At 72.5% G+C, this 26,066-nt stretch carries 24 protein-coding genes; 18 read left to right on the top strand and 6 right to left on the bottom strand.

The annotated features are described in order from the left end of the window. Positions 1-154: 154 nt before the first annotated feature. The 6 genes from AC07AW_RS21555 to AC07AW_RS21530 all read left to right on the top strand — a co-directional run bounded on the left by AC07AW_RS21555 (position 155) and on the right by AC07AW_RS21530 (position 6,448). On the top strand, positions 155-478 hold the full coding sequence (locus AC07AW_RS21555) for an integration host factor (RefSeq protein WP_030204477.1): 324 nt from the start codon (positions 155-157) through the stop codon (positions 476-478). Positions 479-551: 73 nt separating this feature from the next. Continuing rightward, positions 552-1,115 carry a guanylate kinase gene (gene gmk / locus AC07AW_RS21550; protein WP_392154710.1) on the top strand — a complete coding sequence of 188 codons (564 nt, stop codon included), beginning with the start codon at positions 552-554 and terminating at the stop codon, positions 1,113-1,115. Between the two features lie 28 nt (positions 1,116-1,143). Further along, on the top strand, positions 1,144-1,416 hold the full coding sequence (gene rpoZ / locus AC07AW_RS21545) for a DNA-directed RNA polymerase subunit omega (RefSeq protein ID WP_046907460.1): 273 nt from the start codon (positions 1,144-1,146) through the stop codon (positions 1,414-1,416). A gap of 111 nt (positions 1,417-1,527) precedes the next feature. Next, the gene (coaBC, locus tag AC07AW_RS21540) at positions 1,528-2,739 is read left to right on the top strand and encodes a bifunctional phosphopantothenoylcysteine decarboxylase/phosphopantothenate--cysteine ligase CoaBC (RefSeq protein ID WP_478817094.1); all 1,212 of its coding nucleotides are present in this window, start codon (positions 1,528-1,530) and stop codon (positions 2,737-2,739) included. Positions 2,740-3,016: 277 nt separating this feature from the next. Further along, a complete protein-coding gene (gene metK / locus AC07AW_RS21535; RefSeq protein WP_478817093.1) occupies positions 3,017-4,225 on the top strand; it encodes a methionine adenosyltransferase in 1,209 nt (402 codons plus the stop codon). 93 nt (positions 4,226-4,318) lie between these two features. Continuing rightward, the gene (locus AC07AW_RS21530; RefSeq protein ID WP_478817092.1) at positions 4,319-6,448 is read left to right on the top strand and encodes a primosomal protein N'; all 2,130 of its coding nucleotides are present in this window, start codon (positions 4,319-4,321) and stop codon (positions 6,446-6,448) included. Positions 6,449-6,504: 56 nt separating this feature from the next. Here the strand turns inward: AC07AW_RS21530 and AC07AW_RS21525 are convergent, their stop codons facing one another. Next, on the bottom strand, positions 6,505-7,023 hold the full coding sequence (locus tag AC07AW_RS21525; protein WP_478817091.1) for a hypothetical protein: 519 nt from the start codon (positions 7,021-7,023) through the stop codon (positions 6,505-6,507). A gap of 230 nt (positions 7,024-7,253) precedes the next feature. On the opposite strand from AC07AW_RS21525, the gene fmt reads away from it, so the two are divergent. The 7 genes from fmt (at position 7,254) to AC07AW_RS21490 (ending at position 14,106) form a co-directional block, all read left to right on the top strand. Continuing rightward, positions 7,254-8,186, top strand: coding sequence for a methionyl-tRNA formyltransferase (gene fmt / locus AC07AW_RS21520; RefSeq protein WP_478817090.1), 933 nt, complete (start codon positions 7,254-7,256; stop codon positions 8,184-8,186). Between the two features lie 114 nt (positions 8,187-8,300). Further along, positions 8,301-9,722, top strand: coding sequence for an RsmB/NOP family class I SAM-dependent RNA methyltransferase (locus AC07AW_RS21515; RefSeq protein ID WP_478817089.1), 1,422 nt, complete (start codon positions 8,301-8,303; stop codon positions 9,720-9,722). A gap of 149 nt (positions 9,723-9,871) precedes the next feature. Continuing rightward, a complete protein-coding gene (rpe, locus tag AC07AW_RS21510; RefSeq protein ID WP_041128223.1) occupies positions 9,872-10,555 on the top strand; it encodes a ribulose-phosphate 3-epimerase in 684 nt (227 codons plus the stop codon). A 167-nt stretch (positions 10,556-10,722) separates the two neighbouring features. Next, entirely contained in the window at positions 10,723-11,739 is a 1,017-nt protein-coding gene (locus tag AC07AW_RS21505) for a sugar-binding transcriptional regulator (protein ID WP_449343878.1), read from the top strand. A 54-nt stretch (positions 11,740-11,793) separates the two neighbouring features. Further along, a complete protein-coding gene (locus AC07AW_RS21500; RefSeq protein ID WP_478817088.1) occupies positions 11,794-12,237 on the top strand; it encodes a guanyl-specific ribonuclease in 444 nt (147 codons plus the stop codon). After that, positions 12,227-12,562: a barstar family protein gene (locus AC07AW_RS21495; protein ID WP_478817087.1), complete on the top strand. Its 336-nt coding sequence runs from the start codon at positions 12,227-12,229 to the stop codon at positions 12,560-12,562. Before AC07AW_RS21500 ends, AC07AW_RS21495 begins: the two co-directional genes overlap by 11 nt. Before the next feature lie 101 nt (positions 12,563-12,663). Beyond that, on the top strand, positions 12,664-14,106 hold the full coding sequence (locus AC07AW_RS21490) for a GuaB1 family IMP dehydrogenase-related protein (RefSeq protein WP_478817086.1): 1,443 nt from the start codon (positions 12,664-12,666) through the stop codon (positions 14,104-14,106). Between the two features lie 366 nt (positions 14,107-14,472). On the opposite strand, the gene AC07AW_RS21485 is transcribed toward AC07AW_RS21490, so the two are convergent. Further along, positions 14,473-15,522 carry a GDSL-type esterase/lipase family protein gene (locus tag AC07AW_RS21485; RefSeq protein WP_478817085.1) on the bottom strand — a complete coding sequence of 350 codons (1,050 nt, stop codon included), beginning with the start codon at positions 15,520-15,522 and terminating at the stop codon, positions 14,473-14,475. A 289-nt stretch (positions 15,523-15,811) separates the two neighbouring features. Between AC07AW_RS21485 and AC07AW_RS21480 the strand changes: the two genes are divergently transcribed. Together AC07AW_RS21480 and AC07AW_RS21475 are read left to right on the top strand one after the other, a co-directional pair. Then, the gene (locus AC07AW_RS21480; RefSeq protein ID WP_478817084.1) at positions 15,812-17,299 is read left to right on the top strand and encodes an amino acid permease; all 1,488 of its coding nucleotides are present in this window, start codon (positions 15,812-15,814) and stop codon (positions 17,297-17,299) included. A 10-nt stretch (positions 17,300-17,309) separates the two neighbouring features. Further along, positions 17,310-17,765 carry an Lrp/AsnC family transcriptional regulator gene (locus tag AC07AW_RS21475; protein WP_015032260.1) on the top strand — a complete coding sequence of 152 codons (456 nt, stop codon included), beginning with the start codon at positions 17,310-17,312 and terminating at the stop codon, positions 17,763-17,765. 76 nt (positions 17,766-17,841) lie between these two features. On the opposite strand, the gene AC07AW_RS21470 is transcribed toward AC07AW_RS21475, so the two are convergent. Continuing rightward, positions 17,842-18,396, bottom strand: a complete 555-nt coding sequence (locus AC07AW_RS21470) for a Repetin (RefSeq protein WP_478817083.1) — start codon at positions 18,394-18,396, stop codon at positions 17,842-17,844. A gap of 287 nt (positions 18,397-18,683) precedes the next feature. Here AC07AW_RS21470 and AC07AW_RS21465 point away from each other — a divergent pair, with 287 nt between their 5' ends. Then, positions 18,684-19,490 (top strand): carbon-nitrogen hydrolase family protein, encoded by an 807-nt coding sequence (locus AC07AW_RS21465; protein WP_478817082.1) that lies wholly within the window; start codon positions 18,684-18,686, stop codon positions 19,488-19,490. A 59-nt stretch (positions 19,491-19,549) separates the two neighbouring features. Then, positions 19,550-21,247: a flavin monoamine oxidase family protein gene (locus AC07AW_RS21460; protein ID WP_478817081.1), complete on the top strand. Its 1,698-nt coding sequence runs from the start codon at positions 19,550-19,552 to the stop codon at positions 21,245-21,247. A 19-nt stretch (positions 21,248-21,266) separates the two neighbouring features. On the opposite strand, the gene AC07AW_RS21455 is transcribed toward AC07AW_RS21460, so the two are convergent. From AC07AW_RS21455 to AC07AW_RS21445, 3 genes are all read right to left on the bottom strand, one after another. Next, the gene (locus AC07AW_RS21455) at positions 21,267-21,974 is read right to left on the bottom strand and encodes a DUF5995 family protein (RefSeq protein ID WP_478817080.1); all 708 of its coding nucleotides are present in this window, start codon (positions 21,972-21,974) and stop codon (positions 21,267-21,269) included. A 73-nt stretch (positions 21,975-22,047) separates the two neighbouring features. Beyond that, positions 22,048-23,442, bottom strand: a complete 1,395-nt coding sequence (locus tag AC07AW_RS21450; RefSeq protein WP_478817079.1) for a uracil-xanthine permease family protein — start codon at positions 23,440-23,442, stop codon at positions 22,048-22,050. A gap of 112 nt (positions 23,443-23,554) precedes the next feature. Next, a complete protein-coding gene (locus AC07AW_RS21445; protein ID WP_478817078.1) occupies positions 23,555-24,769 on the bottom strand; it encodes an MFS transporter in 1,215 nt (404 codons plus the stop codon). Positions 24,770-24,887: 118 nt separating this feature from the next. Here AC07AW_RS21445 and AC07AW_RS21440 point away from each other — a divergent pair, with 118 nt between their 5' ends. After that, complete coding sequence (locus tag AC07AW_RS21440; RefSeq protein ID WP_478817077.1) at positions 24,888-26,012, top strand: ROK family transcriptional regulator; 1,125 nt, start codon at positions 24,888-24,890, stop codon at positions 26,010-26,012. The last annotated feature ends 54 nt before the right edge of the window (positions 26,013-26,066 follow it).

Below are 26,066 nucleotides of genomic sequence, written 5' to 3'. Positions count from 1 at the left end.
CTGTTCTCGCTGACTGGAGCGGCATCGGCCGCTAGTCTCCGGGGCAGAGCAGGCGTTCAACGGCCACTCCGTTGATCGTTGCTCCACTGGTGTGGGGCGTCCAGGTTCCTCACCGGTCCGTATCCGACAGATCGACATCCGAGGTGACGTAGGCGTGGCTCTTCCGCCCCTTACCCCTGAACAGCGCGCAGCCGCGCTCGAAAAGGCCGCCGCGGCTCGCCGGGAGCGGGCCGAGGTCAAGAATCGACTCAAGCACTCCGGCGCCTCCCTGCACGAGGTCATCAAGACCGGCCAGGAGAACGACGTCATCGGCAAGATGAAGGTCTCCGCCCTGCTCGAGTCCCTGCCGGGCGTGGGCAAGGTCCGCGCCAAGCAGATCATGGAGCGCCTCGGCATCTCCGAGAGCCGTCGTGTCCGTGGTCTCGGCTCCAACCAGATCGCCTCCCTGGAGCGCGAGTTCGGCAGCACCGGCGCCTGATCCGGCGACCGGTCCGGCTTCCGATCCGGGACATGCGTCCCGGGCACGCCGGTGAAGCTGGAATAATCGCTGCATGGCAGCAGAGGTACGTCCGCGGCTGACCGTGCTCTCCGGCCCCTCAGGGGTCGGCAAGAGCACGGTCGTCGCTCATATGCGCAAGGTCCACTCCGAGGTCTGGCTCTCGGTGTCGGCGACGACACGGAAGCCCCGCCCCGGCGAGAAGCACGGCGTCCACTACTTCTTCGTCTCGGACGACGAGTTCGACAAGCTGATCGCCAACGGTGAGCTCCTGGAGTGGGCCGAGTTCGCGGGCAACCGCTACGGCACCCCCCGCGGCGCCGTCCTGGAGCGTCTCGACTCCGGCGAGCCCGTGCTCCTGGAGATCGACCTCCAGGGCGCCCGTCAGGTGAAGGACTCCATGCCGGAGTCCCAGCTGGTCTTCCTCGCCCCGCCGAGCTGGGACGAGCTGGTCCGCCGGCTCACCGGCCGCGGCACCGAGTCGCCCGAGGTCATCGAGCGCCGGCTGCAGGCCGCGAAGGTCGAGCTGGCCGCCGAGTCGGAGTTCGACACCACCCTCGTCAACACCTCCGTCGAGGACGTCGCACGCGAGCTGCTAACGTTGATGCACGTTGTCTGATCTTTTTTCCATCTTCGGAAGGTAGAGCGTGTCCTCTTCCATCACCGCGCCCGAGGGCATCATCAACCCGCCGATCGACGAGCTGCTCGAGGCCACGGACTCGAAGTACAGCCTCGTGATCTACGCGGCCAAGCGCGCGCGTCAGATCAACGCGTACTACTCCCAGCTCGGCGAGGGCCTGCTGGAGTACGTGGGTCCGCTGGTCGACACCCACGTCCACGAGAAGCCGCTCTCGATCGCCCTGCGGGAGATCAACGCGGGCCTGCTGACCTCGGAGAAGATCGCGGACCCCGCGCAGTAGAGCAATCCACGTTGTAACGCTTGTCACCACAGGCCCGGCGGAACATCCGCCGGGCCTGTGGTGTCTCATGGAGTCGTACGCATCCGAGTGCGGGGAGCAACAGTGAGCGTGGTGGCCAAGCCGAAGGTCGTCCTGGGCGTGAGCGGCGGCATCGCCGCCTACAAGGCGTGCGAGCTGCTGCGCCGGCTGACCGAGTCGGGCCACGACGTACGCGTCGTGCCCACCGACTCCGCCCTCCACTTCGTGGGCGCCGCCACCTGGTCCGCGCTCTCCGGCAACCCGGTCTCCAGCGAGGTGTGGGAGTCCGTCCACGAGGTCCCGCACGTGCGGATCGGCCAGGCCGCCGACCTCGTCGTCGTCGCCCCCGCCACCGCCGACATGCTCGCCAAGGCCGCCCACGGCCTCGCCGACGACCTGCTGACGAACACGCTGCTCACCGCGCGCTGTCCGGTCGTCTTCGCCCCCGCCATGCACACCGAGATGTGGGAGCACCCGGCGACCCAGGAGAACGTGGCCACGCTGCGCCGCCGCGGCGCCGTCGTCATCGAGCCCGCCGTCGGCCGCCTCACCGGCGTCGACACCGGCAAGGGCCGGCTCCCGGACCCGGCGGAGATCTTCGAGATCTGCCGCAGGATCCTCGCCCGCGGCGTGACCACCCCCGACCTCGCCGGCCGTCACGTGGTCGTCAGCGCCGGCGGCACCCGGGAGCCCCTCGACCCCGTCCGCTACCTCGGCAACCGCTCCTCCGGGAAGCAGGGCTACGCCCTCGCGAAGGCCGCCGCCGCCCGCGGTGCCCGGGTCACCCTCGTCGAGGCGAACACCGGCATCGCCGACCCGGCCGGGGTCGACGTCGTCCACGTCGGCACCGCCGTCCAGCTCCGCGAGGCCGTCCTCAAGGCAGCCGCGGACGCCGACGCGGTCGTGATGGCCGCCGCCGTCGCCGACTTCCGCCCGGCCGTCTACGCCCCCGGCAAGATCAAGAAGACGGACGACGGGGGCGCGCCCACGATCGAACTCGTCCGCAACCCCGACATCCTCGCCGAGCTGGCCGCCGACCGTGCCCTGCCCGGTCAGGTGGTTGTCGGTTTCGCCGCCGAGACCGACGACGTCCTCGCCAACGGGCGCGCGAAGCTCCGCCGAAAGGGCTGCGACCTGCTCGTGGTCAACGAGGTGGGGGAGCGCAAGACCTTCGGCTCCGAGGAGAACGAGGCCGTGGTCCTCGCGTCGGACGGCGCCGAGACCCCCGTGCCGTACGGGCCGAAGGAAGCGCTCGCCGAGACGGTCTGGGACCTGGTCCTGCCGCGGCTGCGTCCCACGACCTGACGGATCCGTCCGCCTCCGCGGCGGGTGGTGAGATCGGCGCGAAGTCACTCCCCGGAGGCGCGAAACGCCGCCCCGGGAGTGATTTGCGCCCCACCCGGGTGGGCACGTCTGCCTTGCCGGAGAACGGTTCCGCCCGCTCACTGGTATTCGCCAGGCGAGACACCTGGTCCATTGTCCGACCACGACCGATAGACTGTTCGTGGAACGTCGCGGGGCGCAGCCCCCTGCCGGTCCGCGTCACGAGTAGCCAGCAGCCGCTGCAACCCCAGGGAGCGTTGTGTCCCGTCGTCTGTTCACCTCGGAGTCCGTCACCGAGGGTCACCCCGACAAGATCGCTGACCAGATCAGCGACACCATTCTCGACGCCCTGCTGCGTGAGGACCCCACCTCGCGCGTCGCCGTCGAGACGCTGATCACCACCGGCCTGGTGCACGTCGCCGGTGAGGTCACCACCAAGGCGTGGGCGGACATCCCGACCCTCGTCCGGAACAAGATCCTCGAGATCGGTTACGACTCCTCGAAGAAGGGCTTCGACGGCGCCTCCTGCGGCGTGTCGGTGTCCATCGGGTCGCAGTCGCCGGACATCGCCCAGGGTGTCGACACCGCGTACGAGAAGCGTGTCGAGGGCGACGAGGACGAGCTGGACAAGCAGGGCGCCGGCGACCAGGGCCTGATGTTCGGCTACGCGTCGGACGAGACCCCCGAGCTGATGCCGCTGCCGATCCACATCGCGCACCGGCTCTCCCGCCGCCTCACCGAGGTCCGCAAGAACGGCACCATCCCGTACCTGCGCCCCGACGGCAAGACCCAGGTCACCATCGAGTACGACGGCGACAAGGCCGTCCGCCTCGACACGGTCGTCGTCTCCTCGCAGCACGCCTCGGACATCGACCTCGAGTCGCTGCTCGCTCCCGACATCCGCGAGTTCGTCGTCGAGCACGTGCTCAAGCAGCTCGTCGAGGACGGCATCAAGCTCGACACCGACGGCTACCGCCTGCTCGTGAACCCGACCGGCCGCTTCGAGATCGGCGGCCCGATGGGCGACGCCGGCCTCACCGGCCGCAAGATCATCATCGACACCTACGGCGGCATGGCCCGCCACGGTGGCGGCGCCTTCTCCGGCAAGGACCCGTCCAAGGTCGACCGCTCGGCCGCCTACGCCATGCGCTGGGTCGCCAAGAACGTCGTCGCCGCGGGCCTCGCCTCGCGCTGCGAGGTCCAGGTCGCCTACGCGATCGGCAAGGCCGAGCCCGTCGGTCTCTTCGTCGAGACCTTCGGCACCAACACGATCGAGACCGAGAAGATCGAGCACGCCATCGGTGAGGTCTTCGACCTGCGTCCGGCCGCGATCATCCGCGACCTCGACCTGCTCCGCCCGATCTACTCCCAGACCGCCGCCTACGGCCACTTCGGCCGCGAGCTGCCGGACTTCACCTGGGAGCGCACGGACCGCGTGGACGCCCTGAGGACGGCCGCCGGCCTGTAGTCCCAGGCCTCAGGCGACGAAGCCCGGTACCCCGTGAGGGTGCCGGGCTTCGGCCATGTCCGGCTGTCGGTGGCGTCTGGTAGGTATGGGGCTGTGAGCAGCGAGAACGAGAAGTCCGACGAGCCCGAGCAGCTCGCGCTCATCCGGGAGACCGTCCGGAAGGCGAAGGTGCCGCGGGCCAAGCCGCGGACCTGGCGGGGAGCCGCGCTGGCCAAGGAGCTGCCGGTCGCGCGGGTCGTCGTGAACAAGGGCGCGCTCCACCTCGACCAGTTCTTCGACTACGCGGTCCCCGAGGAGCTGGACGAGACCGCCCGGCCCGGGGTGCGGGTGCGGGTGCGCTTCGGGGCGGGCGCCCACCAGGTGCGGGGCGGTCGGCGCGAGGGCGGGCGGCTCATCGACGGGTTCCTGGTGGAGCGGCGCGCCGAGTCGGACTACTCGGGGCCGCTCGCCGCGCTCGCCGACGTCGTCTCGCCGGAGCCGGTGCTCGGGCCGGAGCTGCTCGGGCTCGCCCGGGCCGTCGCCGACCGGTACGCGGGAAGCCTCGCCGACGTCCTCCAGCTGGCCGTCCCGCCGCGCAACGCGACCGCGGAGCGCAAGCCCTCGCCCGAGCCGCTGCCGCCGCCCGGGCCGCCGGAGCCGGGGAGCTGGACGCGGTACGAGCGCGGGCCCGCATTCCTGGACTCCCTCGCGCGCGGCGGGGCGCCCCGGGCCGTGTGGAACGCGCTGCCGGGGCCGTACTGGGCCCAGGAGATCGCCCGGGCCGTCGCCGCGACCCTCGCCTCCGGGCGGGGCGCGCTCGTCGTCGTCCCCGACGGGCGGGCCGCCGCCCGGGTCGACGCGGCCCTGACCGAGATCCTGGGGGCCGGCCGGCACGCGCTGCTCACCGCCGAGGCAGGCCCCGAGAAGCGGTACGCGCAGTGGCTCGCCGTACGGCGCGGCGCCGTGCGGGCCGTCGTCGGCACCCGGGCCGCGATGTTCGCCCCCGTACGGGACCTCGGGCTCGCCGTCATCTGGGACGACGGCGACGGCAGCCACAGCGAACCGCACGCCCCCCAGCCGCACGCGCGCGAGGTGCTGCTGCTGCGCGCCGCCCACGACCGGTGCGCCTTCCTCCTCGGCTCCACCAGCTGCACCGTCGAGGCCGCCCAGCTCGTCGAGTCCGGCTGGGCCCAGGCGCTGGGCGCCGGACGCGAGCAGGTCCGCAGGGCCGCGCCCCTGATCCGTACCGTCGGCGACGGCGAACTCGCCCGCGACGAGGCCGCCCGCGCCGCCCGGCTGCCCTCGCTCGCCTGGCAGACCGTACGGGAGGGCCTGAAGACCGGGCCGGTGCTCGTGCAGGTCCCCCGCCGGGGATACGTGCCGAGGCTGGCCTGCGAGCGCTGCCGCACGCCCGCCCGCTGCCGGCACTGCGCCGGGCCCCTGGAGGCCCCCGAGCAGCAGGAGCTGCGGTGCGGCTGGTGCGGGCGCGGCGCCCCCGACTGGCACTGCGTGGAGTGCGGCTCGACCCGGCTGCGCGCCCAGGTGGTCGGCGCCCGGCGGACCGCGGAGGAGCTGGGCCGGGCCTTCCCCGCCGTGCCGGTACGGACCTCCGGACGCGACCACGTCCTGGACAGCGTGCCCGGGCGGCCCGCGCTCGTCGTCTCCACCCCCGGCGCCGAACCCGTCGCCGAGGGCGGCTACGCGGCCGCGCTGCTCCTCGACGGCTGGGCCATGCTCGGCCGGCCCGATCTGCGCGCGGGCGAGGAGGCGCTGCGCCGCTGGATCGACGCGGCCTCGCTCGTCCGCGGCCAGCCCGAGGGCGGCACCGTCGTCGTGGTCGCCGAACCGACCCTGCGGCCCGTCCAGGCGCTCGTCCGCTGGGACCCCGTCGGGCACGCCCGGCGGGAGCTGGCCGAGCGGGCCGAGCTGGGCTTCCCGCCGGTCTCCCGGATGGCCGCCGTGGCCGGGCCGCCGGAGGCCGTCGAGGGCTTCCTGGCGGCCGCCGCGCTGCCCATGGACGCGGAGATCCTCGGACCCGTGCCGCTGCCGGTGGTGCGCCCCGGCGGCACCCGCCGCCCGGGCGACCCGCCGCCGGGGGAGCAGTGGGAGCGGGCCCTGGTCCGGGTCCCGCCGGGCAGCGGCGCGGCCCTGGCGGCCTCGCTCAAGCAGGCCCGGGCGGGGCAGCTCGCACGCGGCGGCGCGGACCCCGTGCGGATCCGGGTGGACCCGCCGGACATCGGCTGACACGGGAACGGCCGCCCGCCCCTGCGCGGGGCGGGCGGCCGTGGAGAGCTCGGGGGTCAGCCGTTGCGCGCGCCGGGGAAGGCCGGCGGGCGCGGGTCCTCGCGGAGGGCGGCGCTGCCCGAGGTGGGCTGCGGCGGCATCGAACGGGCGGCGGGGACCGAGGGGAGCGTCCGGGTCACGCCCGGCTCCGCCGCGTGGTCCTGCTCCACGGCCACGCCCTGCTGGGGAGCGCGCCGGGCGCCGTAACGGCGGTGGACGGCCTGCTTGGTGACCCCGAGCGCGGAACCCACCGCGTCCCAGGAGAATCCGAGCGAGCGGTCGAAGTCGACCGCCGCGGTCACCAGGGTCTCGACACTGTCCCGCAGCTCCTGGGCGAGACGTACGGTCGGGGCGGGCGCGCGCCCGTAGACGACGAAGCCCGTCGACGGGCCGGAGCGGCGAGGGCGGTAGACATTGCCCAGCTGGGCCGTGAGCGTGCGCAGTGCGTCCACCTGCCGCCGGACCCGCTCGATGTCCCGCACCAGGAGGTGCAGACTTGCCCGGGCTTGGGCGTCGTGGGTTGCGTGGTCGGCCATGTGAAAGCCTCTCGAACCGGCGTTTAAGGGGGCGGGCCGCGGAGGGGGGAACAGCGGCCCGATTCGGTCAATCTCTCTTGACCAACGCGCCACCGGGGCTTGGGTCACGCTGCGGGGGCGTACACGCATATGCGCGGGGCGCTCGTCCTCCCGTACGCCCCCTTCCTCGTCCGGCGCATAGACTGGTGCGCTGCCCGCAACGCCCCCGGAGAGACAGGCAGTCGCCACCCATGAAGCTCGTCTTCGCAGGCACCCCCGAGGTCGCCGTTCCCGCCCTGGACGCCCTGCTCGCCTCCGGGCGGCACGAGGTGGCCGCCGTGGTCACCCGGCCCGACGCCCCGGCGGGGCGCGGCCGGCGGCTCGTCGCCAGCCCGGTGGCCCAGCGGGCGGAGGAGGCCGGGATCGAGGTCCTGAAGCCGTCCAGGCCCCGCGACGAGGAGTTCCTCGCCCGCCTGCGGGAGATCGCCCCGGACTGCTGCCCGGTCGTCGCGTACGGCGCGCTGCTGCCCAAGGTCGCCCTCGACATCCCGGCGCGCGGCTGGGTCAATCTGCACTTCTCGCTGCTGCCCGCGTGGCGCGGCGCGGCGCCCGTGCAGCACTCGCTGATGGCCGGTGACCAGGTGACGGGCGCGTCCACCTTCCTCATCGAGGAGGGCCTCGACTCCGGCCCGGTCTACGGCGTCGTCACCGAGGACATCCGCCCCACCGACACCAGCGGCGACCTGCTCACCCGGCTCGCCTTCGCGGGCGCCGGGCTGCTCGCCGCCACCATGGACGGCATCGAGGACGGCACGCTCAAGGCCGTCCCCCAGCCGATCGAGGGCCTCACCCTCGCCCCGAAGATCCAGGTCGAGGACGCCCACGTCGACTTCGCGGCCCCCGCGCTCCGGGTCGACCGCGTGGTCCGCGGCTGCACCCCGGCCCCCGGCGCCTGGACGGTCTTCCGCGGCGAACGCCTCAAGCTGATCCAGGTCACCCCGCTCCCGGACCGCACCGACCTCGCCCCGGGCGAACTCGCGGTCGGCAAGAACAACGTGTACGCGGGCACCGGCTCGTACGCCGTCGAACTCCTCTGGGTCCAGCCCCAGGGCAAGAAGCCGATGAAGGCCGCGGACTGGGCCCGCGGCGTCCGCATCGCCCCGGGCGAGCGGCTGGGGGCGTAACCGCCCGTGCTGCCGCACCGCACTTCCCCGCGGGAGGGCTGTTTTCCGCGGGGGAGCGGGACGGACGTAGGCTGAGAGGGTTCGACCCTCTTCATTTCGTCACGCGGAGCACCTTTGAGCGAGCAGGCACGTCGTCGTCCCCACAAGCCCTACCGGCGGCCCCAGAAGGACCCCGTCCGGATGCTTGCCTTCGAGGCGCTGAGGGCGGTGGACGAGCGGGACGCCTACGCGAATCTGGTGCTGCCTCCGCTGCTGCGGAAGGCTCGGGAGAAGGAGGGGCCCGAGAAGTTCGACGGGCGGGACGCGGCGCTCGCGACCGAGCTCGTGTACGGGACGCTGCGCCGCCAGGGCACGTACGACGCGATCATCGCGGCCTGCATCGACCGGCCGCTGCGCGAGGTCGACCCGCCCGTGCTCGACGTCCTCTCGCTCGGCGCGCACCAGCTCCTCGGGACGCGGATCCCCACCCACGCCGCCGTCTCCGCCAGCGTCGAGCTGGCCCGTGTGGTGCTCGGCGACGGACGCGCCAAGTTCGTGAACGCCGTCCTGCGGAAGATCTCGCAGCAGGACCTCGACGCCTGGGTCGAGCAGGTCGCCCCGCCGTACGACGAGGACGCCGAGGACCACCTCGCCATCGTCCACTCGCACCCCCGCTGGGTCGTCTCCGCGCTCTGGGACTCCCTCGGCGGCGGCCGCGCCGGGATCGAGGACCTCCTGGAGGCGGACAACGAGCGCCCCGAGGTCACCCTCGTCGCCCGCCCCGGCCGTTCCACGACCGAGGAGCTCGCCGCCGCCACCGAGACCTTGCCGGGCCGCTGGTCGCCCTACGCCCTGCGGATGGCCGAGGGCGGCGAGCCCGGCGCCATCGAAGCGGTCAAGGAAGGCCGGGCCGGCGTCCAGGACGAGGGCAGCCAGCTCGTCGCGATCGCCCTCGCCAACGCGCCCGTGGAAGGCTCCGACTCCCGCTGGCTCGACGGCTGCGCCGGCCCCGGCGGCAAGGCCGCCCTGCTCGGCGCCCTCGCGGCCGAGCGCGGCGCCTTCCTGCTCGCCTCCGAGAAGCAGCCGCACCGCGCCCGCCTCGTCGAGCGCGCCCTGGCCGGCAACCCCGGCCCGTACCAGGTGATCGCCGCCGACGGCACCCGCCCGCCGTGGCGCCCCGGCTCCTTCGACCGCGTCCTCGTGGACGTGCCCTGCTCGGGTCTCGGCGCCCTGCGCCGCCGCCCCGAGGCACGCTGGCGCCGCCGCCCCGAGGACCTGGACGGCTTCGCCCCGCTCCAGCGCGCCCTGCTCACCGAGGCGCTCAGCGCGGTGCGCGTCGGTGGCGTGGTGGGGTACGCGACCTGCTCGCCGCATCTCGCCGAGACCCGGGTCGTCGTCGACGACGTCCTCAAGAAGATCGGGGGCGCCGAGCTCATCGACGCCCGCCCGCTGCTGCCCGGCGTCCCGGCGCTCGGCGACGGGCCGGACGTCCAGCTGTGGCCGCATCTGCACGGTACAGACGCCATGTATCTGGCGCTGCTGCGCCGGACCGCCTGACCGGCAGGGCCCGACCCCTCGATCATCTGACCGTAATCTCCCGGTCCGTCCAGGTCCCGGACTCGTCGCTTCGTACCGAAATTGGTCTGGACCGGATTCGAAACCGCTGAGCGGCAAAGAAGTACCCAAGAACGTGGGAGGCTTGGCACATGGCGCAGATCAACCCCAGCATCCTGTCCGCGGACTTCGCCCGGCTCGCCGATGAGGCGAAGGCCGTCGGCGGCGCCGACTGGCTGCACGTCGACGTGATGGACAACCACTTCGTCCCCAACCTGACGCTGGGCGTGCCGATCGTGGAGTCGCTGGCCCGCGCCACCGACACCCCGCTCGACTGCCACCTCATGATCGAGGACCCGGACCGCTGGGCCCCGCAGTACGTGGAGGCGGGCGCCGGCTCGGTCACCTTCCACGTCGAGGCGGCCGCCGCGCCGGTGCGGCTCGCGCGCGAGATCCGGGCCAAGGGCGCCCGGGCCTCGATGGCGCTCAAGCCGGCCACGCCCATCGAGCCGTACGAGGACCTGCTCCCCGAGCTCGACATGCTGCTCATCATGACCGTCGAGCCCGGCTTCGGCGGCCAGGCCTTCCTCGACATCATGCTGCCCAAGATCCGCCGTACCCGGGAGCTGATCTCCAAGCACGGTCTGGAGCTGTGGCTCCAGGTCGACGGCGGGGTCGCCGAGTCCACGATCGAGCGGTGCGCCGAGGCGGGCGCGGACGTCTTCGTCGCCGGTTCCGCGGTGTACGGAGCGGCTGATCCGGCCGCGGCCGTCGCCTCGCTCCGGGCCCGGGCGGAGGCCGCGACCGCGTCCGCCGCGTGGGCGTGTGGCCACTGAGCCTCCGGCGGATGAACGCGGTCCGTCGGGCCGCCGACAGGACTGATCAACGGCCGCCGGATCTGACAGGATGAACGGCGAGTCCAGAGTGTGAACGACATCGGTTTGTGACTTCCGTACGTGAACAGCGGTACGTGAACAGCAGTGAGGAGATCGCGGTGGCGGGTATGTCGGCGGGACGGTCAGCCCTGCGGATGGGCCCCGCGGAGCTGGTGCAGGCGGCGGCCATGGCCCGCCGCTTCTACCTCGAGGGCAAGTCCAAGATCCAGATCGCCGAGGAGTTCGGCGTGAGCCGCTTCAAGGTGGCCCGGGTCCTGGAGACCGCCCTTGAGCGCGACCTCGTGCGGATCGAGATCCGCGTACCGGCCGAGCTGGACGCCGAGCGCTCCGACGCGCTCCGCGCCCGTTACGGGCTGCGCCACGCCGTCGTCGTCGAATCCCCGGCGGAGGGCGACGACGAGTCCCCCGACCCGGAGAACCTCGGCGAGGTCGCGGCCGACCTGCTCGGCGAGCTCGTCACCGAGGGCGACGTCCTTGGCCTGGCCTGGGGCCGCTCCACCATCCACATGGCGGCGGCCCTCGACCGGCTGCCGCCCTGCACGGTCGTCCAGCTCACCGGGGTGTACGACGCCGGGACCGCCGAGCGCGGCTCCGTCGAGGCCGTGCGCCGCGCCGCCCAGGTCTCCGGCGGCGAGGCCCACCCGATCTACGCGCCCATGCTGCTGCCGGACCCGGCGACCGCGGCGGCGCTGCGCAGCCAGACCGGCATCGCGCGGGCCTTCGAGTACTTCGACAAGGTCACCGTCGCCTGTGTCTCCATCGGCTCCTGGGAGCCGGGCATCTCGACCGTCCACGACATGCTCTCCGACGCCGAGCGGGCCCACTACGCCTCCCTGGGCGTCGCCGCCGAGATGTCGGCCCACCTCTTCGACACCGAGGGCCGGCGGGTCGGCCGCGACCTGGGCGAGCGCTGCATCACCGTCGAGGCGGACCGGCTGCGCCGCATCCCCGAGGTCGTGGCGATCGCCGGCGGCCAGCGCAAGGCGGCCGCGATCGGCGCGGTGCTCCGCTCCGGGCTCGTCACCAGCCTGGTCACCGACCGCGCCGCGGCCGACTACCTCCTCACCGAGTCCAGCCCGGGCACGCACCCGGCGCTCGACCGGAAAGACCCCGACGGCAGCTGAACACCGCTTGTCGAGAAGGGGGCCGGAGCCAACCCGTGACGGTATGTTCGGGACATGCTGCTCCGGCCCCTGCGCGTTCTCCTCGCGCTCGTCCTCGCCGTCTTCCTGGCCGGGTGCTCCTCGGCGGGCGGCGGCGGGGCCGGTACCGTCGCCCAGGCCCCCACCCGTACCGCCGCGACCACCGCGACCGCCGCACCGACCGGGACCTCCGGGCTCCCCACCGTACGGGTGTCGCAGCTGCCGCCCGAGGCGCGGCAGACGCTCGCCCTCATCGCGCACGGCGGCCCCTTCCCGTACGCCAAGGACGGGACGGTCTTCTCGAACTTCGAGCGGGTCCTGCCCCGCGAGGAGCGCGGCTACTACCACGAGTACACCGTGAAGACCCCCGGCGCACACGACCGGGGAGCCCGCCGGATCGTCACCGGACGCGGCGGCGAGATCTACTACACCGGCGACCACTACGAGACCTTCCGGGAGGTGGTCACGGATGAGGCTTGACGACCCCGTCGTCCTCGACCTGACCGGAGTCACGGACAAGGCCACCCTCATGGACCGGTGCGCCGAGGCGCTCGCCCTGCCCGACTGGTTCGGCCGCAACTGGGACGCCCTCGCCGACTCCCTCACCGACCTGCCCGAGCCGGTCACCCTCGTCGTCACCGGCTGGCAGGCGTACGCCAGGACGCGCCCGCGTGAGTGGGGGACCGCCCAGGAGGTCTTCGCCACGGCCGTCGAGGAACGCCCCAGGAGCCTCACCGTCCTCCTCGTTCTGGGGGAGCCTTCGGAGGATCCGACAAAGGGCCTGTCGCAAGCCTCGGAGGATTAGCCCGGGGCTGGTATTCGTACTGGCGTGGGACAATGAACTACGTGCTTTTTCCCCTGGCTGAAATGCCTAGGGGCCGATCCGAACGACTGGGATGTCAGCACGTGCGTTTCCTCAATGACGTCAAGCCGCCCTACGACCTGACGTACGACGATGTGTTCATGGTGCCGAGCCGCTCGGCCGTCGGTTCCCGCCAGGCCGTGGACCTCTCCTCGCCCGACGGGACCGGGACGACCATCCCGCTCGTCGTCGCCAACATGACCGCCATCGCCGGCCGCCGGATGGCCGAGACCGTCGCCCGCCGCGGCGGCCTGGTCGTCATCCCGCAGGACATCCCGATCGAGGTCGTCACCGACGTCATCTCGTGGGTGAAGAGCCGCCACCACGTCCTCGACACCCCGATCGTCCTGGAGCCGCACCAGACCGTCGCCGACGCGCTCTCGCTGCTGCCGAAGCGCGCCCACGACGCCGGTGTCGTCGTCGACGAGAACCGCCGCCCGGTGGGTGTCGTCACCGACGCCGACCTCTCCGGCGTGGACCGCTTCACGCAGCTCTCCGAGGTCATGTCCAAGGACCTGCTCCTGCTGGACGCCGACATCGACCCGCGCGAGGCCTTCAACACCCTCGACGCCCACAACCGCCGTTACGCCCCGGCCGTGGACGCGGACGGCAAGCTCGTCGGCATCCTCACCCGCAAGGGCGCCCTGCGCGCGACCCTGTACTCCCCGGCCGTCGACGCCCAGGGCCGGCTCCGCATCGCCGCCGCCGTCGGCATCAACGGCGACTTCGTGGGCAAGGCCAAGCAGCTCCTCGACGCGGGCGTGGACACGCTCGTCATCGACACGGCGCACGGCCACCAGGAGTCGATGATCGCCGCGATCAAGGCCGTGCGGGCGCTCGACCCGCAGGTCCCGATCGTCGCGGGCAACATCGTCGCCGCCGAGGGCGTCAAGGACCTCATCGAGGCGGGCGCCGACATCATCAAGGTCGGCGTCGGCCCCGGCGCCATGTGCACCACCCGCATGATGACCGGCGTCGGCCGGCCGCAGTTCTCCGCCGTCCTGGAGTGCGCCGCCGAGGCGAAGAAGTACGGCAAGCACGTCTGGGCCGACGGCGGTGTCCGTCACCCGCGCGACGTCGCCATGGCGCTCGCCGCCGGTGCGTCCAACGTGATGATCGGCTCCTGGTTCGCCGGGACGTACGAGTCCCCGGGCGACCTCCAGCACGACGCCCAGGGCCGTGCGTACAAGGAGTCCTTCGGCATGGCCTCGGCCCGAGCCGTCCGCAACCGGACCTCGGACGAGTCCTCGTACGACCGCGCCCGCAAGGCGCTGTTCGAGGAGGGCATCTCCACCTCGCGGATGTTCCTCGACCCGCAGCGTCCGGGCGTCGAGGACCTGATCGACTCGATCATCGCCGGCGTGCGGTCCTCCTGCACCTACGCCGGTGCGGCCTCGCTCGCCGAGTTCGAGGAGAAGTCGGTGGTCGGGATCCAGTCCGCCGCCGGCTACGCCGAGGGCAAGCCGCTGCACGCCAGCTGGAGCTAGTCGCTCGCGCTCGTAGTACGCCTTGGGCCCCGGGACCTCGTCCCGGGGCCCAAGCCCGTTACGGGCCATCGCTCCGCCGGGGCGGTGCCCACCCGCCCCCGTTGTGGGCATGCGTTCTGCTGGGGCGGTGCCCACCCCGTTGTGGGCAGGCGTTCCGCAAGGGGCGGAACGGGTGGGCACAACGGAACGGCGCCCTTGCCGGCGCCAGAGGCTTCCGTGCCCTGACCCGCACCACATGTGCGCCGCCGCTACGGGTGCGGGTCCAGGGGCGGAATGCGGAGGCGCCGCTGAGGGCGCCGTCCCGTGTGCCCACCCGTCCCGCCCCAGCGGGACGATTGCCCACACGGCGGGTGGGCCGGGGCGCCGTCACGCGCGCGGGTTCAGAACCCCGCGCAAGGCCTCCGTCACCGCCCCCGCGATCCGCGCATGCCCCGCGTCGTTCGGATGCAGCCCGTCCGCCAGGTGTTCCGGGCCCAGCAGCGGGCGGCCGGAGAGGACCCGCAGATGGGCGTCGCCCGAGGCCGCCAGGTCCCGGCCCGCCCGCTCCATGGCCCTGCGCAGCTCCGTGAGCGTCGCGCCGAGGGCGTTGCGGGTGTGCTCCGCCTCCGGGCGCAGGACCGGCGAGACGATCAGGAGCGGCGTGTCCGGGTGGCCCCGGCGGACGAGGCCCACGAAGGCGCGGACGGTCGCGTAGAGCCAGTCCGCCGTGGCGGGGACCCGGGACCAGCAGTTGGTGCCGAACGCGAGGGTGATCAGATCGCCCGGAAGCCGGGCCAGGTGTTCCGCCAGCGGCAGCTCGCCCCGCGCCCCGCCCGCGTACCCCAGGTTCACCGTGTCCACGCCCAGGAGCCGCCCCGCCGTGGCGGCCCAGGAGTGCGCCGGGCGGGTCGACCACCAGCCCTCGGTGATCGAGTCGCCGTGGACGAGCCAGCGGGGCCGCGCCGGGGCGGGGGAGAGAGCGCCCCCGACGGCCCGCAGGGCGAGCGGCACGGGCGCCTGGCCCTCCGGGAGGTGGAGGGCGAACACGCCGCCGTCCGGGGGCAGGGGGAGCCTCACGACGGCCTCCGGCGCCGGGGCGGTGCACGTCTCGCCGACGAGCCGCGTGCCCCGCCAGAGGGCGAAGCAGTGGCGCAGCGCCCGCAGCGGATCGTCCGGCGCCGGGACGGCCGCCCGGTAGCGGAGCTCCACCGCGCGCGTACCGGGCGTGGCCGTGAACTCGATCCGTACCCCGATGGGCAGCGCGGCCCGCTCGGCGATGTCCCAGGGCAGCCGTTCGAGGTCGTCGGGGTCGGCGCGTACGGGCCGGCCCTCGTCCAGCCAGGCCGTGCCGCGCAGGAACGGTGCCGGGTCGAGCCAGTGCACCGGGGCCTCCGATCGTGGGGCGGTCAGGGGCTCGCAGGGTCGGTCATCCGGCATGAGGAGTCCATACGCGTGCGCGTGCCGGTTCACACCCGGATGTGTCGATTCATGCGGCGGAGCGCAATGTTTGCCCGTCTGCGCCCGAAGCGCGCAATGATCATCCGGCAGTGCGCAACAACCCTGCATTACGACTGCGAAGCACTTCCCCTTAGGCTCGTGCCCCGTACCAGGAGTGGCGGCGACCGCCTGCTCGGCGGTTTCCGTCCCCCGTGGGCCTGCTTCGGCATGCCCGCGTACCGCCGCGGTCGCCTCCGAACCCCACAGGCAGCGATAAGGAGCCTCCGCAGTGCTGGATCACGGCGCAGCCCCACCGGTCGACGACACGACCACCCCGAAGACCTCCGCTCTCGGCGCACTGGTCCGGCGCAAGCCGGTGGAACGCCTGGTCGAAGAGGGTGGCCAGGGCGAGGGCGGCAGTCTCCGCCGCTCGCTCTCGATGTGGCAGCTGACCATGATCAGCATCGGCGCCACGCTCGGCACCGGCATCTTCGTCGTCCTCGGCGGCGCCGTCCCGAAGGCCGGGCCGGCCGTCACGATCGCCTTCGTCATCGCCGGTCTCACGGCCCTGTTCTCGGCTCTCTCGTACGCCGAGCTGGCCGGCTCGATACCGGTTGCCGGGTCCTCGTACTCATACGCGTACGCAACGATGGGTGAACTCGTCGCCTGGGTCTGCGGCTGGTGCCTGGTCCTGGAGTACGGCGTCTCCGTCGCCGCCGTGGCGGTCGGCTGGGGCGAGTACCTCAACGAGCTGCTCGACGGAACGATCGGCGTCACGATCCCCGACGTGCTGTCTTCTGCCCCGGGCGAGGGCGGCATCATCAACCTGCCCGGCCTGATCGTCGTCCTGCTCGCGATGGTGTTCCTGCTCGGCGGCGCCCGCGAGTCCGCCGTGGTCAACACGATCATGGTCGTGGTGAAGATCGCCGCGCTCGCCCTCTTCTGCGCGATCGGCTTCATGGGCTTCAAGTCCGGCAACTACAAGGACTTCATGCCGCTTGGCATGACCGGCGTCGGCGCCGCGAGCGCCAGCCTCTTCTTCTCCTACATCGGCTTCGACGCCGCCTCCACGGCCGGCGAGGAGGCGAAGAACCCCAAGCGCGACCTGCCCCGCGCGATCATGCTCTCGCTGCTCATCGTCACCGTCCTTTACGTGCTGGTGGCCGCCGTCGCGGTCGGGGCGTGGAACTGGAAGGAGTTCGAGGGGTCCGAGGCCACGCTCGCGGCGATCATGAACGACGTCACCGGCCAGACCTTCTGGGGCACGATGCTCGCCGCCGGCGCGGTCATCTCCATCGCCAGCGTCGTCCTCACCGTCCTCTACGGCCAGACCCGCATCCTCTTCGCCATGTCCCGCGACGGCCTGGTCCCCAAGGTCTTCGGCAAGGTCAGCGGCAAGACCGGCACCCCGCGCGTGAACACGGTCATCGTGTCGCTCTTCTGCGCCGTCCTCGCCTCGGTCGTCCCGCTCTTCAAGCTCGTCGACGCCACCAGCATCGGCACGCTCTTCGCCTTCGGCCTGGTCAACATCGCAGTCATCGTGCTCCGCTACACCCGCCCCGACATGCCGCGCACCTTCAAGGTGGCCTTCGGACCGGTCTTCCCGATCCTCGGCCTGGGCTTCTGTGTGTACAACATGTTCGGCCTCGACGCCGTCACTTGGACGTACTTCGGTTGCTGGATGGCCGCCGGGCTCGTGTTCTACTTCCTGTACGGCATGCGCCGCTCCCGACTGGCCACGGCCCCGGCCCTGGCAGACGCTCCAGCAGAGAAGTGATCCACCCGTAGTGCGACTCAACGACCTCGACGAACGCATCGTCCACGCCCTCGCGGAAGACGCCCGCCGCAGCTACGCCGACATCGGCTCGCTCGTCGGACTCTCCGCGCCCGCCGTGAAGCGGCGCGTGGACCGGCTCCGGGCCGAGGGTGCCATCACCGGGTTCACCGTTCGGGTGGACCCGGCGGCGCTCGGCTGGGAGACCGAGGGCTTCGTCGAGATCTACTGCCGCCACAACACCTCGCCGGACGACATCCGGCGAGGTCTGGAGCGGTACCCCGAGGTGGTGTCCGCGTCGACCGTCACCGGTGACGCGGACGCCGTCGTCCAGGTCTTCGCCTCGGACATGCGCCACTTCGAGCGCGTCCTGGAACGCATCGCGGGCGAGCCCTTCGTGGAGCGCACCAAGTCCGTCCTGGTGCTCTCGCCGCTCCTGCGGCGCTTCTCCTCGGGCTCGCCGGCGTAGGGGTGTCCGCCGGGCCGAGGCGGTGCGGGCCGTGGTTCCCGCACCGCCTCTCGCCCGCCCACCCCCGTGGGGCGGTCTATTCGGTCGGGTAGACGAACTCCCAGGGCTGGACCTTGAAGTCGCCCGTGCCCTCCTTGACCTTCTCGAACGGCGCTCCGCTGATGCACGGCGGGATCTTGTCCTTCTGCGGGTCCGCCGTCATCCACGTGTAGCCGAGCCGGTCACCGGCGGGATCGTCGTGCACCGTGACGCCGACGCGCGCCTTCTTGAACTCCTTCACATCGGTCTCCACGACGACACCGGACACCACGGCCACCTTGCCGCCCGTGGTGAGGCAGTCCACCTTGACCTTCGCGTACCCGCCCCAGTCGCCCTTGTAGTGGCTGAAGCGGAACGTTCCGGTGGCCTTCATCGGATCCTGCCGGTCGGCCTCGGCCAGATGTGCGTCGAAGCTGAACGTGATGTCGTCCCCGGCCGGCCGGTACAGCTTCGCGGTGCCGGTCAGCGCGGCGGCTTCCGAGGCGGCGGCCGGGGCGGGAGCGTCGTTCCCCGAGGCGACGGCGACACTCCCGGCCGCCAGGGTGAGCAGAATCGCGGCGGCTACGGCGACGGTCTTCGTACGGCGCTTCATCGTGGTCCCTTTCGGCAGGTCGTCCGGCGGGTCTTCCGGACGAGCACCACTCTTCCGCGCAGGTCCCGCCCTGGCGTCGCGCCACAGAACGGTCCTCGTCTCCGCCGTGCGGCGGGGGAGCCGTACGACCCCGGTCGGAGCCGTACGCAACGAATCGACGCCCCGGCCGTCGATCGCGCAACGGTTCGACGGTCGGTCCGCAACGCTGCCGCCTTGTCCCGGGAGAGCGCGAAACCGTACCGTTTTTGACGTCTTCCCCCTCAACTTCCGACCCCCGAGGATCGCCGATGCCCGCGCTGCGCACCGCCCTGCTCCAGAGCTCCGGCGAGCTCGGTGACGTGGCCGCCAACCTCAAGATCCTCGACGAGGCCGCCGCCCGCGCCGCGGCCGCCGGCGCGAGCGTGCTGCTCGCCCCCGAGCTCTTCCTCACCGGCTACGCCATCGACGCCGACATCGCGCGCCTGGCCGAGCCGTCCGACGGCCCCTCCGCCCGCGCCGTCGCGGCGATCGCCGTGCGCCACGGCCTGGCCGTCGGCTACGGCTACCCGGAGCGGGACACCGAGCGGCACGGCGTCCTGTACAACTCCGCGCAGCTCATCGGCGCCGACGGCGTCCCCCTCGTGCAGTACCGCAAGACCCACCTTTTCGGGGACTTCGAGGCGCAGTGGTTCACCCCCGGTGACCTGGCCGTCGTCCAGGCGGAGCTCGACGGGCTCACCGTCGGCATGATGATCTGCTACGACGTCGAGTTCCCCGAGAACGTGCGGGCGCACGCGCTGGCCGGTACGGACCTCCTCCTCGTACCGACGGCGCTCATGCACCCCGCCGAGGTCGTGCCCCTGTCGGTGGTGCCGGTTCGCGCCTTCGAGAACCAGCTCTACATCGCGTACGCCAACCGGACCGGCCCCGAGGGCGACTTCGAGTTCGTCGGCCTCTCCACCCTGGCCGGCCCCGACGGCACCCCCCGGGCCCGCGCCGGGCGCGGCGAGGACCTCGTCCTCGGCGACGTCGACCCGGCCCTCCTCGCGGCCTCCCGCCAGGAGAACCCCTACCTCCGCGACCGGCGCCCGGACCTCTACGGCCCCCTCGTCTGAACCGGCCCCACCCTCCCCGCCTGCTCTCTCTTCTTTTCCGTGCAAGGAGTCCGTACCCCATGACGTCCACGGTGCCCACGACCGCCGTCCCCCACAGCGACGGCCAGCCGCCGATCACCATGTTCGGTCCGGACTTCCCGTACGCCTACGACGACTTCCTGGCCCACCCGGCCGGGCTCGGCCAGATACCGGCGACCGAGCACGGCACCGAGGTCGCGGTCATCGGCGGCGGGCTCTCCGGCATCATCGCCGCGTACGAGCTCATGAAGATGGGCCTCAAGCCCGTCGTCTACGAGGCCGACGAGATCGGCGGCCGGCTGCGCACCGTCGGCTTCGAGGGCACCGGCACCGAGGGCCTCACCGCCGAGATGGGCGCCATGCGCTTCCCGCCCTCCTCGACCGCGCTCCAGCACTACATCGACCTGGTCGGCCTGGAGACCAAGCCCTTCCCGAACCCGCTGGCCGAGTCGACCCCGTCGACCGTCGTCGACCTCAAGGGCGAGTCGCACTACGCCACCACCGTCGACGACCTCCCGCAGGTCTACCGCGACGTGATGAACGCGTGGAACGCCTGTCTGGACGAGGGCGCCGACTTCTCCGACATGAACCAGGCCATGCGCGAGCGCGACGTCCCGCGCATCCGCGAGATCTGGTCGAAGCTCGTCGAGAAGCTCGACAACCAGACCTTCTACGGCTTCCTCTGCGAGTCCGAGGCCTTCAAGTCCTTCCGGCACCGCGAGATCTTCGGCCAGGTCGGCTTCGGCACCGGCGGCTGGGACACCGACTTCCCCAACTCCATCCTGGAGATCCTCCGCGTCGTCTACACCGAGGCCGACGACCACCACCGCGGCATCGTCGGCGGTTCGCAGCAGCTGCCGCTGCGTCTGTGGGAGCGCGAGCCGGAGAAGATCGTCCACTGGGCGCAGGGCACCTCGCTCAGCTCCCTTCACGAGGGCGCCCCGAAGCCGGCCGTGACCCGGCTGAACCGGACCGCCGGCAACCGGATCACGGTCACCGACGCCTCCGGCGACATCCGTACGTACCAGGCGGCGATCTTCACCGCCCAGTCCTGGATGCTGCTGTCCAAGATCGCCTGCGACGACTCGCTCTTCCCGATCGACCACTGGACCGCGATCGAGCGCACCCACTACATGGAGTCCTCGAAGCTGTTCGTCCCCGTCGACCGGCCGTTCTGGCTGGACAAGGACGAGGAGACCGGCCGGGACGTCATGTCGATGACGCTGACCGACCGGATGACCCGCGGCACCTACCTCCTGGACGAGGGCCCGGACAAGCCGGCCGTCATCTGCCTCTCGTACACCTGGTGCGACGACAGCCTGAAGTGGCTGCCGCTCTCGGCGAACGAGCGCATGGAGGTCATGCTGAAGTCGCTCGGCGAGATCTACCCGAAGGTCGACATCCGGAAGCACATCATCGGCAACCCGGTGACGGTCTCCTGGGAGAACGAGCCCTTCTTCATGGGCGCCTTCAAGGCGAACCTGCCGGGCCACTACCGCTACCAGCGTCGCCTGTTCACGCACTTCATGCAGGACCGGCTGCCGGAGGACAAGCGGGGCATCTTCCTCGCCGGCGACGACATCTCCTGGACGGCCGGCTGGGCCGAGGGCGCGGTGCAGACGGCGCTCAACGCGGTCTGGGGCGTCATGCACCACTTCGGCGGCGCGACCGACGGCACCAACCCGGGTCCGGGCGACGTGTACGACGAGATCGCCCCGGTCGAGCTGCCGGAGGACTGATCCCCGGTTCGTCGGGGTTCTAAGGGTGGGCCAGTGGGGTGAGCAGCATCCGCCCCACCAGGCCCACCGACCGGTCGAGACGCTCGGTGAACTCGCCGGCGAGCTCGGGCAGGCCGCGCAGCTGCCAGAGCGAACGCGCGGCGAGCCAGGCCCCGTCGCGGGCCCGGTCCAGGCTCCAGCAGCCGAGCAGATGTGTCAGCGGGTCCGCGATCTCCAGGAGGTCCGGGCCCGGCATCAGTTCCTCCCGGATGCGCTCCTCCAGGAGGAGGAGGATGTCGCCGACCCGGTCGAACTCGTCCTCCAGGTCGGCCGGCGCGCACTCCAGGATCCGGCAGGCGTCGACCACCGCGAGCGCCAGGTCGTGGCCGATGTGGGCGTTGATCCCGGCGAGCGCGAACTGCAGCGGCCGTACGCCGGGATGGCGGCGGTAGTGGAAGAGGGGCCGCCAGCAGGCGGGGGCGGGACGGCCGGTGGTGGCGGCGTCGACCGCCGCGAGATAGCGCTCGGCGAACCGTACGTCGAGGGTGGCGGCGGCCCGCCGGTCGGCGAAGGTGCCCGCCTCGATGGCGTGGCCGATCTCCTCGGTGACCGTCAGATAGACCCGGTTGAAGACGGCGACCCCGTCGGCCGGATGCCAGGCCGCGCGGAGCGCCCGCATCCGGTCCACCACGGGGTCGACCGCGACGAACTGGCCGATCCGTTCTTCGGTCCACTGGGTCTGCGCCATGGGGGCAGGCTCCCAGCCGCCGGGCCCGGGAGGGAACTCCTCGGGCCCGGCTTACCCAGAACGGGCGAATCACTCAGTTCTTCGACACTTCCTCGGCGGCGGTCTCGTACGAACTCGTGCCCGCGTCGAGCAGGGGTTCCTGCTCCTTCAGGTGCGCCGGGGCGAAGGCCCGCAGCACGTGGTAGCCGGTGATGACGACGATCGTGCCGAGGGCGATGCCGCCGAGCTCGAAGGTGTCGGTGAAGGTCAGCTTCACGCCGCCGACGCCGATGATGATGCCGGCGGCGGCCGGGACCAGGTTGAGCGGATTGCGCAGGTCGACCTTGGCGTTGATCCAGATCTGGGCGCCGAGCAGGCCGATCATGCCGTAGAGGATCACGGTGATGCCGCCGAGGACACCGCCGGGGATCGCCGCGACGACCGCGCCGAACTTGGGGCAGAGGCCGAAGAGCAGCGCGAAGCCGGCGGCGGCCCAGTAGGCGGCGGTCGAGTAGACGCGGGTGGCGGCCATGACGCCGATGTTCTCGGAGTACGTGGTGTTCGGCGGGCCGCCCACGGCCGTCGACAGCATCGAGGCGGCGCCGTCGGCGGCGATCGCGGTGCCGAGCTGGTCGTCCAGGTTGTCGCCGGTCATCTCGCCGACGGCCTTGACGTGTCCGGCGTTCTCCGCGATCAGGGCGATGACCACGGGCAGCGCGACGAGGATCGCGGACCATTCGAAGCTCGGGCCGTGCAGGGACGGCAGGCCGAGCCAGTCGGCCTGGGAGACGCCGGAGAGATCGAGCCGCCAGTGGTCGGTGACCTGGCCGCCCGGGGACATCGAGTGGATCTTGCCGAAGACGAGGTCGAACATCCAGGAGACGGCGTAGCCGAAGACCAGGCCGAGGAAGATCGCGATCCGGGACCAGAAGCCGCGCAGACAGACCACGGCCAGGCCGGTGAACAGCATCACGAGCAGGGCCGTCCACTGGTCCTGCGGCCAGTACGTGGAGGCGGTGACCGGGGCCAGGTTGAAGCCGATCAGCATGACGACGGCGCCGGTCACGATCGGCGGCATCGCCGCGTGGATGATCCGGGCGCCGAACTTCCGGACGGCGAGACCGGCCAGGAAGAGCACCGCGCCGACGACGAGGACCGCGCCGGTCACCGTGGCGCTGGTGCCGCCGGAGGCCCGGATGGCGGCGGCGACGCCGACGAAGGAGAGCGAGCAGCCCAGGTAGGACGGGACGGTGCCGCGGGTCGCGAGCAGGAAGATCGCGGTCGCGACACCGGACATCATGATCGCGAGGTTCGGGTCGAGACCCATGAGGACCGGGGCGACGAAGGACGCGCCGAACATCGCGACGACGTGCTGGGCGCCGAGGCCGACCGTACGGGGCCAGGAGAGCCGTTCGTCCGGGCGGACGACCGCCCCGGGAGCGGGTGTTCTCCCGTCGCCGTGCAGGGTCCAGCGCACGCCGAGGTTCATGAGGTCGCTCCCGTTCTCCGGTTCCGGCGGCCGTGTCGCGACCGCAAAAGATCAGCCACATGGTATGCGTCCGGCATGTGCCGCCGGCGGACCGGATTCCGGACGACCGGTCCTATCCCACCGGACCGGCGCTCTTCGCGGGCGCGGGCGTCGACGAGGCCGCCTCCCGGCCGCCGGTCCTGAGCACGCCCGCACCGAGCACGAGACCCAGGGCGAGCAGGGTGACCAGGCCGAAGGAGAAGACCAGCGAGGTCGCGTCGGCGATGCCGCCGATCGCCGAGGGGGCGACGAGCCCCGAGGTGTACGTGATGGTGGCGACGCCCGCGATGGCCTGGCTCGGGTTCGGTCCGCTGTGCCCGGCCGCGGCGAAGGCCAGCGGGACGACGACCGCGATCCCGAGCCCGATCAGACCGAAACCGGCCATCGCGACGGCGGCGTGCGGGGCGAGGACCACCAGGACCCCGCCGAGGGTGGCGACGGCGCCCCCGACCCGTACCGTACGGACCGCGCCGAAGCGGTCCACCACCCGGTCGCCGGCAAGGCGTGCCACCGCCATCGTCAGCGCGAAGGCGGTCGTGGAGGCGGCCGCGAGCCCCGCCGAGCTGCCCAGCTCGTCCCGGAGGTAGACGGCCGACCAGTCGAGGCTGGCGCCCTCCGCGAACACCCCGCAGAAGCCGATGGCGCCGATGATCAGCGCGGACTTCGGCGGCAGCGAGAAGCGCGGCGGCGGCTCCTCCTCCGGGGTGCTGCGGACGTCGAGCACGCCCTGGCAGAAGACCAGGCCCAGCACGGTGAGCACGAGGGCCGCGATCAGGTGGTGGAGCCGGGCGTCGCCGCCGAGGTGGGCGGCGACCGTACCGGCGGCGGAGCCGAGCAGGGCGCCCACGCTCCACATGCCGTGCAGGCTCGACATGATCGACCTGCCGAGCCGGTTCTCGGTCTCGACGCCGAGCGCGTTCATCGCCACGTCGGACATGCCCGCCGTCGCCCCGTACACGAAGAGCGCGCCGCACAGCCCCCAGACGTTCGGGGCGAGCGAGGGCAGGGTGAGGGCGAGCGTCCACAGGGCGAGCAGGCCGCGCAGCGCCGTGCGGGCGCCGAAGCGGTGCGAGACGGCCCCGGCGAGCGGCATCGCGAGGGAGGCGCCGAGCGCGGGGAAGGCGAGCGCGAGCCCGAGCTGACCGGCGCTGACGCCCGCGTGTTCCTGGATCCAGGGGATCCGGGTCGCGAAGCTCCCGGTGACCGCGCCGTGGACGCAGAAGACGGCGGCGACGGCGAAGCGCGCCCGCCGGAGGCGATCGGTCCTTGTGACGGTCTCCGCCGCCATGGGCCCTCCCTGTGGTCGTGGTGGTGCCTCGTTGTGCCGCGTAAACTATCAGGAACCCTGCCTGATAAATAGACCGTGGAAGGGAGTCCGCTCCCCACGAGTCTGAGAGGATCGCCGCATGGCCGCATCCCCGAGCACCGCACGAGCCATCAACGACCGGTTCGCCCTGCGACTGCTCCAGGACGAAGGCCCGTTGACGGCCACTCAGCTCAAGACGCTCACCGGACTCTCCCGCCCGACCGTCGCCGACCTCGTCGAGCGGCTCCAGGGCTCGGGACTCGTCCATGTCGTCGGCGAGGCCGGGGCCGAGCGCCGCGGTCCCAACGCCAAGCTGTACGGGATCGTCGCCGACCGCGCCCACCTCGCCGCCCTCGACGTCCGGACCCGTTCGGTCTCCGTCACCGTCGCCGATCTCCTCGGCACCACGCTCGCCGAGGCCGCCGTCCCCGTCGGCGACGACCACGGCACGGGACCGGCCGTCGAGAAGGCGGTCGCGCTCCTGGAGCGGACCGTGAAGGAGGCCGGCGCCGACCGGCTGCACAGCGTCGCCGTCGGCGCCCCCGGGCTCATCGACCCCGCCACCGGCGAGCTGCGCGACTCCTCCGGGCTGCCCGCCTGGCACCGCCGGCTCGTCGGCGTCCTCCAGGAGCGGCTGCCCGCCCACGTCCTCGTCGAGAACGAGACCAACCTCGCCGCCGTCGCCGAACTCCGCGAGGGCGCCGCCCGCGACCGCGAGGACTTCGTCCTGCTCTGGCTCGGCCAGGGCGTCGGCGCCGCCGTCGTCCTCGACGGCCGCCTGCGCCGGGGAGCCTCCGGCGGAGCGGGGGAGATCGGCTTCCTGCCGGTCCCGGGCACCTCCGGGCTGCCCTCGGCCACCGGCTGCGACGGCGGCTTCCACGAGCTGGCCTGCGCGGCGGCCGTCGACACCCTCGCCGCCGCCCACGGCCTCGACCCGGCCGACGCGCTCTCCTCGGGCCACGGCCCCTTCCTCGACGCCCTCGCCCGCCGCCTCGCCGTCGGCGCGGCCGCCGTCGTCTCCGTCCTGGACCCCGGCTGCGTGGTCCTCGCCGGGGAGACCGGCCACCAGGGCGGGACCGGACTCGCCGCGCGCGTGGAGGCCGAACTCGCGGCCCTCTCCCCCCTCCGCACGGAAGTCCGCGCCACCGCCCTCGGCGACGCGGCGGTCCTGCGCGGCGCCCTGCTCCGGGCGCGGGACGCGGCCCAGGACGAGCTGTTCCCGTAGGGGGTGTCCGGAAAGTCCCGCACAGCACCCACGGCGCCCGGCACGCCCCCTAAG

The sequence above is a fragment of the Streptomyces sp. NPDC044003 genome (assembly GCF_056435185.1).
Note: the sequence above shows the minus strand (reverse complement) of the source record. Positions and strands in the feature narration are given on the sequence as shown.